We start from the raw sequence: 17,083 nt of genomic DNA, 5'->3' as shown, positions 1-17,083 counted from the left end.
TCAGCGGCGGCAGGGCCATGTGTTTCGCGCGTGCCCCGCCGCGACATCAGGGGACACCACCGGCGGCGGTGGGGACGTCCTGCCGGATCAGTCCCCGGTCGCGGAGGTCGTCCCAGAGCGCCTCGGGTACGGCGCTTTGGTGGAGTGCCACGTTCTGCGCCACCTGGGCGCGGTCACGCATGCCCAGCGTGACGTTGACGGTGCTGGGATGCGTGCCGGGGAAGGCGATGGCGGCGGTGGGAAGGCTGGTGCCGTGCTCCTCGCAGACGCGCGCGATCGTCCGTGCGCGGGCGACCAGTTCCGGTGAGGCGTCCTGGTAGTCGTACTTCATGCCGTCGGCGGGCCACGGACGCGAGAGCAGCCCGGAGTTGAAGACACCGACAGCCACCACGCTCTTGCCGTGCTCCTGCGCCGCGGGCAGGACGTCGTCCAAGGCCGACTGGTCGAGGAGGGTGTAGCGCCCGGCGAGCATGACCACGTCGGCCGGCGTCTCGCGCAGGAAACGGGCGAGCATGGCCGACTGGTTCATGCCGGCGCCGATCGCACCGATCACCCCCTGGTCGCGCAGCTCTGCCAGGGCGGGCATGGCCTCCTCGGCGGCCTGCCGCCAGTGGTCGTCGGGGTCGTGTACGTAGACGATGTCGAGCCGGTCGAGGCCGGTGCGGCGCAGGGAGTCGTCAATGGAACGGAGCACGCCGTCCCGGCTGAAGTCCCACTGCCGGCGCAGATCGTCCCGGACGGCGAAGCCCTCGCTGTCGACGCCCTGGGGACGCTCGTTGGGGACCAGGAGACGGCCCACCTTGGAGGAGATGACGTACTCGGTACGGGGGCGCGGGCGCAGGGCTGCCCCGAGGCGCTGTTCGGAGAGCCCGAGGCCGTAGTGCGGCGCGGTGTCGAAGTACCGGATGCCCGCGTCCCAGGCCTCGTCCACGGCGGCCGACGCGTCGGCCGCCGAGGTGGCGCGGTACAGGTTGCCGATCACCGCCGCGCCGAATCCGAGGGCGGTGAGCTCGACGGACGTGCGGGCGACCGTCCGGCGTCGTATGACGTCCTCCGCGTGGACGCGGACGTCGACGTGGGCCGGTATGGAGTCGGGGTCGTCGCTCATCGGCCGAGCCATCCGCCGTCGACGGGCAGGGTGGTGCCGTGGATGTAGGCGGCGGCGTCGGAGGCGAGGAAGACGGTGGCTCCGGCGAGGTCGTCTGCGTTGCCCCAGCGTGCGGCGGGGATGCGGTCGAGGATGGCGTTGCTGCGGATGGGGTCGTCTTGGAGGGCTTGGGTGTTGTCGGTGGCGATGTAGCCGGGGGCGAGGGCGTTGACGTTGACGCCGTGGGGTGCCCATTCGTTGGCGAGGGCCTTGGTGAGTCCGGTGATGCCGTGTTTGGCGGCGGTGTAGCCGGGGACGGTGATGCCACCTTGGAAGCTGAGCAGCGACGCGGTGAAGATGACCTTGCCCTGGCCGCGGGCCACCATCGTCGTGCCGACGGCGCGGGTGAGGGCGAATTGGGCGTTCAGGTTGACCTGGAGCACCAACGCCCAGTCCGCGTCCGTGTGTTCGGCGGCCGGGGTGCGGCGGATGGTGCCGGCGTTGTTGACCAGGATGTCCACCGGTCGCTCGCGTCCGGCGAGGTCGGCGCCGAGGGCCCGTACCGTCTCGGGGTCGGCGAAGTCGGTGCGGATGGCTTCGAAGGTGCGGCCTGTGGTGGTGACGTCCTTCTCGACGTCGCTGCCGGATTCCTCCAGGTTCGCGCTGACGCCGATGATGTCGGCGCCGGCTTCGGCGAGGGCGCGGGCCATGGCCCGGCCGATACCGCGGCGGGCTCCGGTGACGACGGCGAGCTTGCCGGTGAGGTCGAAGAGGGTCATGCGCTGGCTCCGTAGTCGTGGTCGGGGGAGGTGTCGGTGCAGTCGAGGAGGATCTTCATTACGTCGCCGCCGCCTTCCAGGGCCTCGAACGCGGCGGGTGCCTCGGTGAGCGGCACCACCTTGCTGATCAGCCGGTCCGCGGGGATCGTGCCGTCGGCGACCAGGGCGACCGCGCGCTCGAAGTCGGAGCGGTCGTACAACCGGGCGCCGACGAGGGTGAGTTCACGCCAGAAGAAGCGGTGCAGGTTCACCTCGCGGGGCCGGGGGTGGATGGCGACCAGGCACAGCCGCCCCCGCACGCCGAGGACGTCCACTGCGGTGTCCACACCGCCAGCCGCACCGGACACCTCGAACGCGACGTCGGCGCCCGCGTCGCCGGTCCACGCGCCGACCAGGGCGCCGATGTCGTCGGCGGCCGGGTCCCAGGTGGTCAGCCCCAACTCCTCGGCCAGCAACCGTCGGTGAGCGCTCAGCTCGGCCACCCGTACGTCGGCGCCGGTGGCCCGCGCGACCAGTGCGATCAGCACGCCGACCGGCCCGCCGCCGACGACCACGACCTTCTCGCCCCCGGCAACCTGCGCCCGGCCGACGTCGTGGACGGCCACCGCAGTGGGCTCCACGAGCGCCGCCCGGTCCAGCGGAAGTGACTCCGGCAGGCGGATCAGGGTGGAGGCGGGTACGGTCCAGCGCTGCTGCATCGCGCCGGGGGAGTCGATGCCGATGAAGTCGAGGTGCTGGCAGATGTGTTGGTGGCCGGCCCGGCAGGCGGGGCAGCTGTCGTCCCAGCGCAGCGGCATCACGGTGACCGGGTCGCCGGGCGCCCAGTCCTGCACGCCTGGACCGACCCGGAGGATCCGGCCGGACATCTCGTGTCCCAGGACGGCGGGCACGGCGACCCGGGCGTCCATGTCGCCGTGGAAGATGTGCAGGTCGGTGCCGCAGATACCGACGTAGGCGGGGGCTATCTCCACCTCGCCGGGGCCCGGCTTCACACTGCGTGCGGGAGCGGTGTCCAGGGTGCGGGCGGCGAGATAGCGGACTGCGAGTGTCATCGTGTACTCCAAAGTCCTGCGCGCACGGGAGTCCTCCGCGCACGGGCGTCGTACGTCAGTGGTGGACGGGCAGGCGGTAGAAGGCGGTCGCGGTGCCGGCGAGGACCGCGTGGATCTCGCTCGGCGCGCAGTCGGTGAGCAGGTCGTCCACGGTCGCGGCCCAGCGGTCCCAGCCGCCCGCGAGGTTGGCGACCGGCCAGTCGGAGCCGAACATCAGTCGGTCCGGGCCGAAGGAGGTGAGCAGCTCGTCCCAGACCGGGCGGATGTCGGACGTGGTCCAACTGCCGTGGTCGGCCTCGGTGATGAGGCCCGACAGTTTGCAGATCACGTGCTCGTACGCCGCCAGCCGTCGCACCTGCTTACGCCACTCGTCGAGTTCGCCCCCGGCAATGTCCGGCTTGCCCGCGTGGTTCAGCACCTGGGGCAGGTCGGGGAAGCGTTCGGCCAGCCGGATCGCCTGGTCGAGCTGGTGGCTGCGGACCAGGACGTCGTAGGAGAGCCCGCGGTCCCTCGCCGCCGCCAACCCCCGTTCGACATCGGGGCGTTGCAGCCAGGCCGGATCCGTCTCGCCCTGCACGAGGTGGCGCAGGGAACGCAGACAGGTGCCGCCCGGTGCGGCGAGCAGTCGGTCGAGCGTGTCGCCGATCGCGGGCGACGTGAGGTCCGCCCAGCCGACCACCGCCTCGATCAGCGGCTCCCGCTGCGCGAGGGCGAGCAGGTCCTCGGTCTCGGGCACCTCCGGCACGCACTGCACGGCCACCGTGCCGTGGAGGTGACGGCCCGCGACGGGGCGGGTCGCGGTGGAGCGCAGGTCGTCGGGGGTGAAGGTGTGGCGGATCGATGTCAGGTCGGGGTCGTCGAGCCAGGGCTGCGCACGCTGGTCGAGGTCCCACAGATGGTGGTGCGCGTCGATGAGGACGGGGGCGGGGGCGTCGGTCATGGCGGTTCCAAGTCGGGTCGGTCCGGCGCGGTCCGGCGCGGTCGGGGTCAGACGGTGACGTCCTCGCCGGGCGGGCCGAGATGCCAGATCTCGGTCATCTCCAACCACTGGCGGGCCTCGCCCCGGTCGGGCCAGGGCTCCTGGCACGGGTCGGTCAGCTTCCACCACTCCTGCGTCTCGGGGTCGGCTTCGAGGACAGCCATGTCAGCCTCGAAGTCGTCGCCGTGGTACTCGAGGTAGCCGAACAGCACGTCGCCGTGGAGGAAGATGCCGAAGTTGCGGACGTTCGCCCGGTGCAGGGCCGCCTCCACCCCGGGCCAGACGGCGGAGTGCAGTTCGAGATACCTCTCCCGGTGTTCGGGCCGGAGCCTGATGGTCTGGGCGATGCGCTTCACGCCGTGCTCCCTTCCGCGCCGGGGGCGGGTTCGCCTGCCGCGGTGTCGAACGGGGTGCGGTAGCTGGGGGTGTTGGCGCGCAGGTCCAGTCGCAGGACGAGCTTGATCCGGGTGGACGCGGGCAGCTGGACGGTCAGGAAGGGGCTGTCGCAGGACAGTTCTTCCTCGGTGGCGACGGGCTCGGTGTGGCCGTAGTCGTACATGTCGCCGATCCAGCCGTCGTCCTGGCAGGTGGTGTACCGGACGGCGGTGATGGTGTGCTCGGCGAAGGCGCCGGCCTGGACGATCACCGTGCGGTCTGTCTCGGGAGCGAGGTTGACCAGCTCGACGGTGGTCCGCTCGGGGTCGATGGACATGACGAGCGCTGCCACGTCCGGCGGCAGGCCGGCGCGGCGGGCGTCGGCGTCGTGGTAGCGCAGCCGGGCCTGCTGCAGACCGCCGTTGTAGAGCACCTGGGGGCCGCCCCAGGTCAGCTGGACGAGAGCCTCGGTGACCACGGGGTTCGACTGCTGCCAGACGTGGATGTCCGCCTCGGGCACGTCCAGGTCGCGGTAGCGGTCGATGCGGCGCAGGCGGTGCCGGATCTGGGCCTGGGCGGTGGCGAGGATGCGCTCGGGGTAGCCGGGGTCGTCGCCGGCGAGGAAGGCGAACCAGGCCTTCTCGTGGCCGGACTCCTCCTTGGCGCGGAACGGCCGCAGGGTGCGCCAGTCGATCGCCTCGGCCTCGCGCAGGTCCTCAAGACGCTTGCGGTCGGCGTCCGAAGCCGAGTGGTGCCACAGGGCCACCGGTACGGGCGGGGTGGTCGGGTTGTAGTCGAACCAGCCGGTATCGTTGTACCGGAACGGCACGTGCAGCGTGGGGGTGTCGGCGTCAGGGCCGAGTTCGACCGCCCACTTCGCGGGGAGGCTGGAGTCTGCCTCGGTATGGGGCATCACCTTGCCGCGGGCGATGAGCGAGTCGAGTGTGGTGCGGACCATGGAGAGGTAGTCGTCGTCCCCGGTGACCGTCGCCGCCGCGAGCGCGGCCACGCAGGCAGCTGTTCCGATGCTGTGCCAGCCGTGGGGCCAGGACCAGCCGTAGTGGCCGCCGTACCAGCGGCCTTCGAGGAGGCCGCCGACGACTCCGTCCGGGCTGACGTTGTCGGGGATGACACCGTCGTTCTCCTGCGTGCGCTCCCGCCACGAGCCGACGTACTCGACGATCCAGTCGCGGTAGCGCGTCTCGCCGGTCAGGATCCAGGCGTTGAGGACCAGACCGGTGGCGCCGAGGTTGAGCGCGGTGTCTCCGGCGCCCATCCGGTCGCGCATCTGCGCGCCGAGACGGGGGTCCGAGGAGAGCGGGAACGGGCCGTCCTGCGCCTCGGGTATCCACTCGAGCGGGTACCCGTAGGTGTCGGCCTCCTTCTGGAGCCAGGGGTAGACGTCGCCGTCGAACAGGCCCGTGCGATCGGGGTCGCTCCCGTTGTGCGCGCGGGTGATGATGCGGCGGGCGGGATCGTAGTTGCCCTTGGCCGGGTCGACGTACAACTCCGCGAAGCGCACGGCGCGTTCCGACCAGCGCTCCGGGTCGGCCATGCACAGGAAGAACAGCAGCAGCAGGCTCTCACCCTGGTGGAACCAGTCGTATCCGCGCTCGTACTCGTCGCGCAGCATGTCCAGTTCGGTGAGCTGACGCGTCACGCCCTCCCAGTGCTTCTCGCTGGCGGGCAGCAGGTCGTCGGCACCGCCGAGAAGGTAGAGCTGGGGCCAGTTGAAGAACACCTCGTAGAAGTCGTCCACACCGTCGCGGGTGGTCAGCGGCCCGGTGTAGTTCAGGCGTCCGTCCGGGCCGGTGAAGTCGCGGGCGAAGCGGCGCCAGGCGTGATCCAGGAGGTCGAACAAGGACCGCTGGGCCACCGCCCAGCCCGGTACTTCGAGCAGGGGGACATTCGCCTCGATCGCCGGGGGCGGGGCCGGCCTGCCCGAGGCCGTGGTGTCCGCACCTGAGGCGGGTTCTGGAAAGTCGAAGGGCATGGCGGAAATCTCCGTTCAGGGGTACGGGTGCGCGCCGGCGGCGACGGCCGGGCGACGGTCGCCGATCGGGGCGTCAGCACGGGGCGACCGGGAGGTCGGGCCTACTCCTTGGTGGCCCCGGCGAGCATGCCGCTGACCAGGAAGCGCTGGGCGAACAGGAAGACGATCAGCACCGGTGTGATGGCGAGCAGGGTGGCCAGTGCCAGCTGGGGGCGCTCGATCGCCAGCTCGCCGACGGTCGGATTGAAGGACGGCACGTTGCTGAGCAGGCTTCCGACGCCGACCTGGATCGGCATCTGATCGGACTCGGGGAGCATCACGTACGGCAGGAAGTAGTTGGTCCAGTTGGCGACGAAGCTGAAGAAGCCCACGAGCGCGATGACCGGGGTCGCCAGCGGCAGTGCGATGTGCCGGAAGACGCCGAGCTCCGAGCAGCCGTCGATGCGAGCCGCGGCCAGCAGGTCCTTCGGCACGGCGGTGGTGAAGTAGATGTACGTCAGATACACGCCGAACGGGTAGAAGGCGTACGGCAGGATGATCGACCACATGGTGCCGATCAGCTGCACCGCGTTGAGTTCCAGGAACAGCGGCACGACCAGGGTGGCGGTCGGCATGAGCATCACGACCAGCGTCGCGACGAGCAGGGTGTGCCGGCCGCGGAACTCGGTCATGGCCAGGGCGTAGCCCGCAGGGATGGCCACGCACAGGGTGATGACCAGCGAAATGACCGCGTAGAGCGTGGAGTTGCCCAGCCACTGCATCACGGCGTTGTCCTGGAACGCGGTCAGGGCGTGCCAGTTGGCCTTGAGGGCGTGCCAGGAGCCGAAGGACAGCGGACTGTCGTGGACGAGTTGCTGGTCCGTCTTGGTGGCCGCGAGCAGGAGCCACAGCACGGGCAGGACGAAGAACACCAGGAAGACGGCGAGCAGGGCGCCGGCCAGGAGACGGGGCACCACACGACGCGGGGGACGAAGGCGCCGGGCCGTGTGGGCCTGTGGACGCGGTGGGTCCACGACGCCTGGTTCCCGATTCGTAAGTGGTGCGGCGGGCGACTTAGTCGGCATCGAAGAACCTCGATCGTGTGACGAAGACGGCGGCGGCCGACAGGCTGACGACGAGCAGCTCCACCGAGACCGCGGCGGCACCGTTGATGTTGTTCAGCTCGAAGGCGAAGCTGTACGTCAGCTGGTTCAGCGCGTAGTCGCGGCCCGCCACCCCCACACTCGCCAGGGACAGCAACTGCGGCTCGACGAAGAGCTGGGTGCCGCCCGCGAACGCCAGGATCACCATGTACACGATCCACTTGCGGAGCATCGGGATCTGCACGTGCCAGGCGGTCTGCCAGCTGCTTGCCCCATCGATGCGCGCGGCTTCCATCACATCCGTGGGGATGTTGTTGAGCGCGCCGTACATGACCACGATCCAGCCGCCCGCGCCGGTCCAGAACGCGATGATCGTGAACAGAAGCGGCAGATGGCCGGGGGCGATCACCTCGCCGAAGGTGTCGAAACCCAGCGCGCCCAGCAGCGAATTGACCGGGCTGACCGTCGGATCGAGCATGAACAGCCATACCAGGACGCTCGCCGCGCCGGCGAGTGCACCGGGGATGTAGTAGAGGAACCGCAGGGACTTGCTGAGCGTGCCCGACGACAGGCGGTGCAGCAGCAGGGCGAGGGCCACCACGAACACCACGAGGGACAGCAGCCAGAACAAGAGGTACAGCGCCACATGGCCTACGGCGTCCATGAAGCGGAAGTCCTGCGCCGTGTCGATGAAGTTGGACAGGCCGGTGAACGCGCCGCCCGCGTTGGTGAAGGCGAAGTAGATGGCGTAGCCGGTCGGCAGGATGCCGAAGGCGATCAGCAGGAGCACATAGCCGGCGACGAAGGCGACGCCGGCCCGGCTCTGCCGGGCGGTGCCACGAGAGCGCCGCCGGGCAGAGCGGGACGAAGGGGACGCGGAATGGGTCGCAGCGGTCACTGCGCGACCTTGTAGCCGTTGGACTGGGCGTACTTGATGATCGAGTCCTGCCAGGCGGGCAACATGGATTCGATCGTCTTGCCCTGGGTGAGGCCGGGCTTGACGGTGGCGGCCCAGATCGCTTCCTGGCTGAACTTGCCCGAGCCCCAGCCGGACCACACCTGCGAGGAGGCGTCTGTAAGGGCCTTGAGGTCACTGGCGTAGTACCCGGAGTCGGCCTGCGCCTTGAGCCAGTTCTCGGCGGCGGGCGCGTACGCCGGGAAGCCGGGGGCCTTCTCGCCCTGGTAGGCGTTATCGGTGGTGACCCATGCCAGGAAGTCGGTGGCCGCCTTGAGGTGCGCGGAATGCTGGGACACCAGCCAGGTGCCGCCGCCGACGTTGCCGGTGGACGGTGCGGTCTCGCCCTGCCACTGCGGCATGGGCGCCACCGCGATCTGCTGGGCCGGCGTCTTGAGTCCGCTCTGGAAGACCGCGCCGCCGTACCAGGCCGGCCCGGGCATGAGGAGGATCTTGTCGGCCTTCTTGTACTTCTTGGCGAAGTCGGTGCTGAAGACCCCGCTGATGGACATCGACTTGTTCTTGATCAGAACGTCAAGCAGTTTGGCCATCTTGGTGCAGGCCTCGCTGGTGGTGTTCACGGACACGGCCTTGGGGCCGGTGATGTGGTTGGCGCCGCACTTGCTTGCCCACAGGTAGATCTCGGGGGTGAAGGAGTCGCCCGCGTCGCCGACGAGGTAGCCGGGGTGTTCCTTGGCGACCTTCTCACCGAGTGCCTGGTATTCCTCCCAGGTCGCGGGGACGGTGTAGCCGAACTTCTTCAGCAGCGGGGCGTTGTACCAGAGCACCGTCTGGGAGAGGTCGTTGCGCAGGCAGTACAGGGTCCCGTCGACCGTGCAGACGTCGTTGGCGCCCTTGGCGAACTTGCCGAGGGTCGCGTCCGGGATCAGACCCTTGTTCAGCGGCGCGGCGAAGCCCGCGTCGACCGCCCAGCTCGCCTCGTTGTTCTGGGAGCTGAAGACGACGTCCGGCCAGCCCTTCTTGGTGCGGTTGAACAACTGGACCTTGGTCTGCAGGTAGTTCGAACCGTTGGCGTCACCGTCGTAGCTGACGATCTTCAGCTTCACGTCCGGGTGCTGCTTCTGGTACAGCTTCGCGGCGTCCATGCGGGTCGCATCCACCCAGACGGTCAACTCACCGTCCTTCTGGGCGACTTGCGCAAAGCCGTCTTTGTTGGTCGTCCCGCCGGTGGCGCCGCTGCAGGCGGCCAGGGTCAGCACCAGTGCAGCGCAACCTGCGGACACCGCGGCATGCTTCCTGCTGACTGTGCTTCTCGGGCTGGGCGAAGGCTTCTTGAGGGTCATCGTGACTCCACTGGGTCTGCGGGTGCCCCGAGCGGGCCGGGGTGGCGCCTGGATGGGTCGACGTCGAGGTCCCGGACGGACGTCGGCAGGGCGGTCGGCTGTGCTGCTAGCGGCGTGGAAGAAATTAGCCGCCTTATCCAGGGACTCGTCAAGGGTCTATGCGCGCCCTATTTCCGGGAGGTGTAGTGATGGTGGCAGGGGAGTGCGGCGTATTGCCCTTTAAGTTCCCTTAGCGCCTTGGGAGTTCCACGCTCATGCCAGCGGATCTTTCGTGAAATGAGTACGACTCATTGCGAGCCTGAGCTACGATGCCGACGGCTCCACAGTGGTCAGCCGCGTACGCCGCCGCCCTCCGGGAGGAAGTGCAGATGGACGACATGTCAGAGCTCGAGGCGGCGTTGCCGGCTGGGATCCTGCCTACTGCACTCGCCGAGAACGGCGAGGAGCGCGGCTACCGGCCCGGATACGAGATCGTGGCGGAGCGGATCCTTGAATTCATCGCCGCGCAGCGGCTGGTGGCGGGCGACCGGCTGCCCACCGAGGTCGACCTGGCGCAGATGCTGGGAACGAGCAGGGCGGTGGTGCGCGAGGCCGTGAAGATTCTCTCGGCGCTGGGCCGCGTACGGGCCCACAAGGGGCGGGGGCTGTTCGTCGCGGACGACGAAGGCATGCTCATCACGAGCCGCTGGGGAGGCTTCTTCCGGCCTGTCGACATCGATCATGTGCTGATGCTGTTCGAGTTCCGCCGGGTGCAGGAGATGTCCGCCAGCAGCCTGGCGGCCACCCGTGCCACCCCCGCCGAACTGCGTACCATCGAGGTGGCGGTGGAGCAGTGCCGGCACGGGTTCGTCCACGGTGCGGTCGACGTGTTCAACCGGGCGGACGACGACTTCCACGCGGCTGTCTCGGTGGCCTCGCACAACGCGTTCCTGGTCAGCGCCGTACGCGACGCGCGGCGGCTGCAGCGCCAGTCCAGCGCTATTGGCATCCACGACACGCTCGGCGAGAACGCCGAGTCGGCGGTCGAGGAGCACGAGACGATCTACCGGGCCATCCGTGACGGCCGGCCCGAGGAAGCTGCTCAGGCCACCGCGGTGCACCTGGACCGGACCCTGGAGGACTACCGGCGCGAGATCCAGCGGCGCGTATTCGGCCAGCGCTGACGGTTCGATATCCCGTACGCGGTACGGGACTTCGGTCGAAAGCTGTCACGGGCGTTGACTTCCACACAAGGCGCCGCCTACGTTCGGCACCGTCGTGTCCGACGTTTCGACAGTCATTCGAAATCTCGGACACTCGGAGTGTGAGGTCGGTTCCGCAGGCCGCCGGAACCCCGCGCTCACCACCTCACGCGTTCCCGATGCACGTGCCTGCGCAAAACGTCTGACGGAGGACGAACCGTGGACATCACCAGACGACAGCTCGGCCGGCTGACCGCAGCCGGCGCCGGGGCCCTCATGCTGACGGGCCTACTGCCCCCAGCCCGGGCAGCGGCGGCCGCACCCTGGGACGGCACCTGGGGCGATCAGGGCGACGGCACCTACGTCAACCCGATCGTGCCGGGCGACCTCAGTGACTGGGACTGCATCCGGGTCGGAGCCGACTACTACGGCATCACCAGCACCTTCGGCTACTCGCCCGGCATGGCGGTCCTGCACTCGAAAGACCTGGTCAACTGGCGTACGCTCGGCGGCTCGGTCGGCGATGTCACCCGTATCGGCCCGGAGCTGAACTGGGACCGGATGAACCGCTACGGCCGCGGGGTGTGGGCCGGATCCATCCGCCACCACGCGGGCCGCTACTGGGTGTACTTCAACACGCCCGACGAGGGCTTTTTCATGACCTCGGCCCCGTCGCCGACCGGGCCGTGGGAGCCGCTGCACTCGGTGTGGCGGACCTCAGGCTGGAACGATGTATGCCCGTTCTGGGACGACGACGGCCAGGGCTACCTGGTCACCACGCACTTCTCGGACGGCTACAAGATCCACCTGTTCAAGCTGTCCGAGGACGGCAAGTCACTGGTCGGCCCGTCCACGGTCATCCACCAGTCGTCGGGCAGCGAGGCCAGCAAGCTCTACAAGATCGACGGTGTCTACTACCACCTGTTCAGCGAGGTGAAGTCCGAGGGCCGCGTGCTCATGATGAACCGCGGCACCAGCCTCTACGGGCCGTTCGAGACACGGCAGTTGCTGCACGTCAACTCCTCGGCGGACCGCGAGCCCAACCAGGGCGGTCTGGTGCAGACGCCGGACGGCGCGTGGTACTTCGTGACCCATCACGGCCATGGCCGCTGGGAGGGGCGCGTGCTGTCCCTGCTGCCGGTCACCTGGGTGGACGGCTGGCCGATCCTGGGCGCCGTGGGCACGGACGGCGTCGGCACCATGACGTGGTCGGGCAAGGTGCCCGCCGGCGGCACCCCCGGACTGCCCCTCGACGCGCTGCCGCCGGTGGTGGCCAGCGACCTGTTCACCGCGAGCAGCCTCAAGCCGCAGTGGGAGTGGTACTACCAACCGCGTGCGGATCACTGGTCGTTGACCGAGCGCCCCGGCCATCTGCGCTTGAAGGCCTTCGCCCCCCTGGCGGCCGACAACCTGATGAAGGTGGGCAACACCCTCACCCAGCGCGCACTGCGCACGGCCGGCGGCGCGAGCGTGACGGTACGCCTGGACCTGGCGGGCCTCGCCGACGGTCAGCACGCCGGGCTGTGCCATTACGCCGCGACGTATGCGGGACTAGGAGTGAAGCGCACCGGGAGCACCACCACCATCGCGCACAACGCCGGCGGCACCCTGACCTACGGATCGGACATCCCCCAGAACGCCGTGTGGCTGCGCACCACTTGGGACCTGAACGGGGTGAGCCGCTTCTCCTACAGCCTCGACGGGAGCACCTTCACCGACGTCGGTGCCACCTACCAGCTCACCTGGGGCGGCTACCGCGGCGACCGGATCGGCCTGTACACCTACAACCCCAACAACACCGGCTACGTCGACATCGACTCGGTGCAGTACACCGTCGCCCCCAGCCGGGCCTACCACTGCGTCAGTGTGCGCAGCGGCAAAGTCGCCGACGTCTCCGGTGCGTCGGTCGCGGACGGCGCCGGCCTGATCCAGTGGCGCGACACCGGCGGAGCGAACCAGCAGTGGACCTTCCAGTCCACGGCGGACGGCTACCACACCATCACCTGCGTCCGCAGCGGGAAGGTCCTCGACGTAGCCGGCTCCTCGACGGCGGACGGCGCACGGGTCGTCCAGACGACCGCCGACGGCCGCACCAGTCAGCAATGGCGGGTGCGCCCGCTGAGCGGTGGCGCGTTCGTCGTGGTCAACCGCAACAGCGGCAAGGTGCTGGATGTCAGCGGAGGCAGTACGGCCGACGGTGCCGCGCTGATCCAGTACGCCGACCGGGGCAGCACCAACCAGCACTGGACGTTCCAGCGCGTCACCGGTTAGGACGCACGAGGCCGCCGCGCCCCTGCCTGATCCGCCGATCCCGCGCCAAGGGCTCTGCGCAGTGAGGCCCGAGGTCTCGCGACCGCCGAGGCCCGGCCCAGCGATGTCGCTGTCGGCACTCTCGCGTCACCGCGTCACCGCGTCACCGCGTCACCGCGTCACCGCGTGACCGACCGGCACCGCGTCACCACCGCGTCACGACAAGCAGCCGCTCGTCTCCGAAAGGTGCACGATGTCTTCCTCAGTCAGCAGACGGAAACTCCTGCAAATAGCCGGGGCCACCGCCGCGGCCTCTGCCGGCGGATCCTTCGTCGGCGCTTCGCCCGCCCGAGCGGCCATGCCTGCCGCAAGCGCCGAGGCCGGCGTCCTGGCACAGCCCTTCGCGCTCGGGCAGGTGCGGCTCACCGCCGGCCGGTGGCTGGACAACCAGAACCGTACGGGGAACTACCTGCGGTTCGTCGACGTGGACCGGCTGCTGTACAACTTCCGCGCCAACCACAAGCTGTCCACCAATGGAGCGGCGGCCAACGGCGGTTGGGACGCCCCGGACTTCCCCTTCCGCACCCATATCCAAGGGCATTTCCTCACGGCATGGGCGCAGCTGTACGCCGTGACCGGGGACACCACCTGCCGGGACAAGGCGACCTACATGGTCGCCGAGCTGGCCAAGTGCCAGGCCAACAACAGCGCCGCCGGTTTCAGCCCGGGCTACCTCTCCGGCTACCCCGAAGCCAACTTCACCGCTCTTGAGCAGGGCACCAAAGGCGATGTGCTGTACTACACCATCCACAAGACCCTCGCCGGCCTCCTGGACGTATGGCGCCACATCGGCAGCACGCAAGCCCGTGACGTGCTGCTCGCCCTGGCCGGATGGGTCGACTGGCGCACCGGCCGGCTGACGAGCGAGCAGATGCAGAACATGCTGCGCATCGAGTTCGGCGGCATGAACGCGGTCCTGACCGATCTCCATGTGCGGACCGGCGACGCGCGGTGGCTCGCGGTCGCCCAGCGGTTCGACCACGCCGCGGTGTTCGACCCGCTCGCCGCGAACCAGGACAAGCTGAACGGACTGCACGCCAACACCCAGGTACCCAAGTGGATCGGGGCCGCCCGGGAGTACAAGGCCACCGGCACGACCCGCTACCGGGACATCGCCACCAACGCCTGGAACATCACCCTCGACTCGCACACGTACGCCATAGGCGGCAACAGCCAGGCGGAGCACTTCCGCGCCCCGCACGCCATCGCCGGATTTCTGAACAAGGACACGTGCGAAAGCTGCAACACCTTCAACATGCTCGTCCTGACCAGGGAGTTGTTCGAGCTGGACCCGGACCGGGCCGCGCTCTTCGACTACTACGAGCGCGCGTGGCTGAACCAGATGATCGGCCAGCAGAACCCGGCCGACGACCACGGCCACGTCACCTACTTCACCCCGCTCAATCCCGGTGGCCGGCGCGGCGTGGGCCCGGCGTGGGGCGGGGGCACCTGGAGCACCGACTACGGCACCTTCTGGTGCTGCCAGGGCACGGGCCTGGAGATGAACACCCGGCTGATGGACTCGATCTACTACCGGCGTGACGACACGCTGATCGTGAACCTGTTCGTACCTTCCGTGCTCACCTGGCCGGAGCGCGGCATCACGGTCACCCAGACCACCTCGTACCCGAACAGCGACACCACGACCCTGAAGGTCACCGGCAACGCCGGCGGAACCTGGGCGATGCGTATCCGCATCCCGAGCTGGACCACCGGGGCCTCCATCAGCGTCAACGGCGTCGCGCAAACCGTCGCCACCACTCCAGGCAGCTACGCCACCCTCAGCCGCGCGTGGTCCTCCGGCGACACGGTCACCGTCCGCCTGCCCATGCGGATCATCCTGCGCGCGGCCGACGACAACCCGAACGTGACCGCGGTCACCTACGGTCCGGTCGTCCTGTCCGGCACCTACGGGGACACCGCACTCAGTGCGCTCCCTGCCTTGAAGACCTCCTCGATCACACGCACAAGCAGCAGCACGCTCGCCTTCACCGCCACCGCCGACGGTTCCACCGTCGCCCTCGGCCCGTTCCACGAGGCGCACGGCCACAACTACACCGTGTACTGGAACACGAGCGGCACCGTCCGGCTCGCCAACGTCGGCAGCGGCCTGGTCCTCGGCATCCAGAACATGTCCACCGCCAACGGCGGCCGCGCCCTGCAGTGGCGCGACACCGGCACGGACGACCACGACTGGGACCTGGTCGCGGACGGCAACGCGGTCCGCTTCCGCAACGCCCACAGCGGCAAGGTCCTCGGCGTCCTGGACATGTCCACAGCCGACGGTGCGACCGTCCTGCAGTGGTCGGACAACGGCACCGCCGACCACCGGTGGACGCTCCTGGAACAGGGCGACGGAACCTACAAGATCCGCAATGTGCACAGCGGCAAGCTGCTCGCCATCGCGGACGACTCCACCGCCGTCGGCGCGTTCGCGGTGCAGGCCCCGGACGACGGCACGGCCGACAACCGGTGGCGCATCGTACGGAACTAGCACGGCCTTCAGACCTGCACAGCACTCCGCACCCACCCGCAGAAACACAGGAGATGCTCATGTCCGCGGTCCTGCGCCGACTGGCGGCGATTCTCGTCGCCGTCGGTCTGCTCCTCACCACCCAAGCCCTCGGCACGCACCAGCGAGCCGAGGCCGCCGAACCCGGCTATCTCATGGTGCACTTCACCGGCGACTCGGCGACCGGCCAGCAGCTGTACCTCGCGCACAGCACGGACGGCCTGCACTGGAACGACCTCAACGGCGGAGCACCGGTCCTGCGCTCCACCATCGGCACGAAGGGGGTGCGCGACCCCGCACTGGTCCGCTCGCCCGACGGAAGCCGCTACTGGATCATCGCGACGGATCTGTGCGTCCGCTGCGGCTCCACGTACGAAAACGGCAGTCCCAGCTTCGTGGTGTGGGAGTCCACGGACCTGGTCAACTGGTCCGCGCCGCGGCTACTCAACGTCGCGGGAGCGATCCCGGGCGGGCGCAACGCCTGGGCCCCGGAGGCGATCTGGAACCCCGAGACCAACGACTACGTCCTGTACTGGGCCACGAACGCCACCGTGAACGGCATCCTCAAGTACCGCATCTACTACACCCGCACCACGGACTTCCGCACGATCACCACGCCCCAGATCTGGATCGACCCGCCCGGCACCACACCGGTCGTCGACACCCAGATGACCGAGGTGCCCGCCGGAGCCGGGAACTACCGCTACATACGGATCTCCGGCGACGGCCGGAACTCGGTCGAGGGCAGCAACTCGATCCTGGGGACCTGGACCGACCTCGGCACCCTCTCCAGTCTGGGCCTCACCGGGAATGTGGTCGAAGGCCCGGTGTGGATGAAGTTCAGGGACCGCGACGAGTGGGCGCTCTACATCGACCACAACAGCCCGCAAGGCGTACGCGAGTACCGGCCGATCCTGACGACCGACCCGTTCACGGTCGCCGACTACCGGATCCTGCCGCCGGAGAGCTACGACATGGGCGGCACCGCGAAGCGCCATGGCGCGATCATGACGCTCACGGCCGCCGAGGAGAGCCGTGTCCTCGCCCGCTGGCCCAACACCCCGGCCAAGCGGCTCCAGTCGTACAACTACCAGGACCGGTACGTGCGGCACGCCAGCTTCGACGTGCGCATCGACTCCGCCGTCAGCCCCGCCGAGGACGCCCAATTCCGGCCCAGGCCAGGGCTCGTGGGCAGCGGCACCGTCTCCTTCGAGTCGGTGAACTTCCCCGGCTACTACCTGCGGCACGCGAACTACGACTTCCAACTGGTCCGCAAGGACGGCACCGCCCAATTTGCGGCGGATGCCACCTTCCGGCAGGTTCCGGGCCTAGCCGACGCGTCCTGGTCGTCCTTCGAGTCATACAACCACCCCGGCCGATACATCCGTCACTACGCGTACCAGCTGCGCCTCGACCCGATCACCACGGCGACCGGCCGCAGCGACGCCACCTTCCGTGTGAGCAACTGACCCGC

The 17,083-nt window shown here is 69.1% G+C and carries 13 protein-coding genes; 4 read left to right on the top strand and 9 right to left on the bottom strand.

The window, feature by feature from the left end; translation table 11 throughout:
• Positions 1-46: 46 nt before the first annotated feature.
• The 9 genes from BN159_RS08005 to BN159_RS07965 form a co-directional block, all read right to left on the bottom strand.
• On the bottom strand, positions 47-1,108 hold the full coding sequence (locus BN159_RS08005; protein ID WP_015656426.1) for an aldo/keto reductase: 1,062 nt from the start codon (positions 1,106-1,108) through the stop codon (positions 47-49).
• A complete protein-coding gene (locus BN159_RS08000; RefSeq protein ID WP_015656425.1) occupies positions 1,105-1,866 on the bottom strand; it encodes an SDR family oxidoreductase in 762 nt (253 codons plus the stop codon). The genes BN159_RS08005 and BN159_RS08000 overlap by 4 nt, the downstream gene beginning before the upstream one ends.
• A complete protein-coding gene (locus BN159_RS07995; protein ID WP_015656424.1) occupies positions 1,863-2,918 on the bottom strand; it encodes a zinc-dependent alcohol dehydrogenase in 1,056 nt (351 codons plus the stop codon). Before BN159_RS07995 ends, BN159_RS08000 begins: the two co-directional genes overlap by 4 nt.
• Before the next feature lie 55 nt (positions 2,919-2,973).
• The gene (locus BN159_RS07990) at positions 2,974-3,858 is read right to left on the bottom strand and encodes an amidohydrolase family protein (RefSeq protein ID WP_015656423.1); all 885 of its coding nucleotides are present in this window, start codon (positions 3,856-3,858) and stop codon (positions 2,974-2,976) included.
• A 47-nt stretch (positions 3,859-3,905) separates the two neighbouring features.
• The gene (locus BN159_RS07985) at positions 3,906-4,253 is read right to left on the bottom strand and encodes an L-rhamnose mutarotase (protein WP_015656422.1); all 348 of its coding nucleotides are present in this window, start codon (positions 4,251-4,253) and stop codon (positions 3,906-3,908) included.
• Positions 4,250-6,265, bottom strand: coding sequence for a hypothetical protein (locus tag BN159_RS07980; protein ID WP_015656421.1), 2,016 nt, complete (start codon positions 6,263-6,265; stop codon positions 4,250-4,252). The genes BN159_RS07985 and BN159_RS07980 overlap by 4 nt, the downstream gene beginning before the upstream one ends.
• Positions 6,266-6,366: 101 nt before the next feature.
• Positions 6,367-7,221, bottom strand: a complete 855-nt coding sequence (locus tag BN159_RS07975; protein ID WP_041818951.1) for a carbohydrate ABC transporter permease — start codon at positions 7,219-7,221, stop codon at positions 6,367-6,369.
• 97 nt (positions 7,222-7,318) lie between these two features.
• A complete protein-coding gene (locus BN159_RS07970; RefSeq protein ID WP_015656419.1) occupies positions 7,319-8,245 on the bottom strand; it encodes a carbohydrate ABC transporter permease in 927 nt (308 codons plus the stop codon).
• Entirely contained in the window at positions 8,242-9,606 is a 1,365-nt protein-coding gene (locus BN159_RS07965; protein ID WP_015656418.1) for an ABC transporter substrate-binding protein, read from the bottom strand. Before BN159_RS07965 ends, BN159_RS07970 begins: the two co-directional genes overlap by 4 nt.
• A gap of 377 nt (positions 9,607-9,983) precedes the next feature.
• Here BN159_RS07965 and BN159_RS07960 point away from each other — a divergent pair, with 377 nt between their 5' ends.
• From BN159_RS07960 to BN159_RS07945, 4 genes are all read left to right on the top strand, one after another.
• A complete protein-coding gene (locus BN159_RS07960) occupies positions 9,984-10,769 on the top strand; it encodes a FadR/GntR family transcriptional regulator (RefSeq protein ID WP_041820990.1) in 786 nt (261 codons plus the stop codon).
• 237 nt (positions 10,770-11,006) lie between these two features.
• The gene (locus BN159_RS07955; protein WP_015656416.1) at positions 11,007-13,058 is read left to right on the top strand and encodes a family 43 glycosylhydrolase; all 2,052 of its coding nucleotides are present in this window, start codon (positions 11,007-11,009) and stop codon (positions 13,056-13,058) included.
• A gap of 232 nt (positions 13,059-13,290) precedes the next feature.
• Positions 13,291-15,591 (top strand): beta-L-arabinofuranosidase domain-containing protein, encoded by a 2,301-nt coding sequence (locus BN159_RS07950; protein ID WP_041818949.1) that lies wholly within the window; start codon positions 13,291-13,293, stop codon positions 15,589-15,591.
• A 59-nt stretch (positions 15,592-15,650) separates the two neighbouring features.
• Positions 15,651-17,078 (top strand): glycoside hydrolase family 43 protein, encoded by a 1,428-nt coding sequence (locus BN159_RS07945; RefSeq protein WP_015656414.1) that lies wholly within the window; start codon positions 15,651-15,653, stop codon positions 17,076-17,078.
• Positions 17,079-17,083: the final 5 nt, after the last annotated feature.

Source organism: Streptomyces davaonensis JCM 4913, assembly GCF_000349325.1.
Lineage (GTDB): Bacteria > Actinomycetota > Actinomycetes > Streptomycetales > Streptomycetaceae > Streptomyces > Streptomyces davaonensis.
The sequence above is the reverse complement of the archived record's forward strand: the minus strand, read 5'-3'. Positions and strand labels throughout refer to the sequence as shown.